The organism is Flavobacterium tructae (assembly GCF_002217475.1).
GTDB classification, from domain to species: Bacteria; Bacteroidota; Bacteroidia; order Flavobacteriales; family Flavobacteriaceae; genus Flavobacterium; species Flavobacterium tructae.
Genome location: NZ_MUHH01000080.1, coordinates 1 through 925, shown reverse-complemented (window position 1 = coordinate 925; position 925 = coordinate 1). Strand labels below are relative to the sequence as shown.

Below are 925 nucleotides of genomic sequence, written 5' to 3'. Positions count from 1 at the left end.
ATGCTGTGGCTGTTGTTTATCAGGGAGAGGAGTTAAGCTACAGGGAACTGGATAATAAGTCGAACCAATTGGCTCATTATCTCAGGGATCAGGGCGTAGTACCTGATGCTTTGGTCGGTATCTGCCTTGAGCGTAGTTTAGAGATGCTCATTGGTATTATGGGTATTTTGAAATCAGGAGGGGCGTATGTGCCTGTCGATCCTAGTTATCCCAAAGACCGTATAGATTATATACTTGAAGATGGTGGTATTGGTTTGGTACTGAGTAGTTCATCATCTTCAAAAGTAGTCAATGAGAGAACAGGCTTATCTGTTTTATCACTGGATAGTGACTGGGATATTATTTCAGGTTTTTCTTCAGAGAAACCTGTAGATGTTTTGTCTGCGGATAATCTGGCTTATGTTATGTATACATCGGGAACAACAGGTAATCCTAAAGGGGTAACCATTACACACGGTAACATTATTAATTTATGCAAAAATTGTGATTATATAGTTTTAAATTCGGATACAGTTTGGCTTCCAACGGGATCTATTTCTTTTGATGCCACTACCATTGAATTTTTTGGTACATTATTAAATGGAGGTCAATTAGTACTAGTTAATACAGATACTTTATTAAGTACGGATAAATTAAAACAACTCATCGCAGATAATGGAGTGAACACATTATGGATGACAGCTTCGTGGTTTCATCAGATAGCAGAAAATGATATATCAGTATTTGAATGTCTGAGATATTTATTAGTAGGTGGGGATATAGTCATGTTTAATTATACAAATAAGTTAATAGAGATTTACCCTGACCTTCATATTATCAATGGTTATGGCCCTACGGAGAATACTACATTTTCAGCTGTATACAATATTGATAAAATAACACATAGTAGTATCCCAATTGGTAAGCCTATTGCCAACACGCAGAT

The 925-nt window shown here is 36.3% G+C and carries 1 protein-coding gene; it reads left to right on the top strand.

The window, feature by feature from the left end; genetic code table 11:
* Positions 1–5: 5 nt before the first annotated feature.
* The coding region (locus B0A80_RS20385) for an AMP-binding protein (RefSeq protein ID WP_233430795.1) at positions 6–925 on the top strand (920 nt) is incomplete at its 3' end.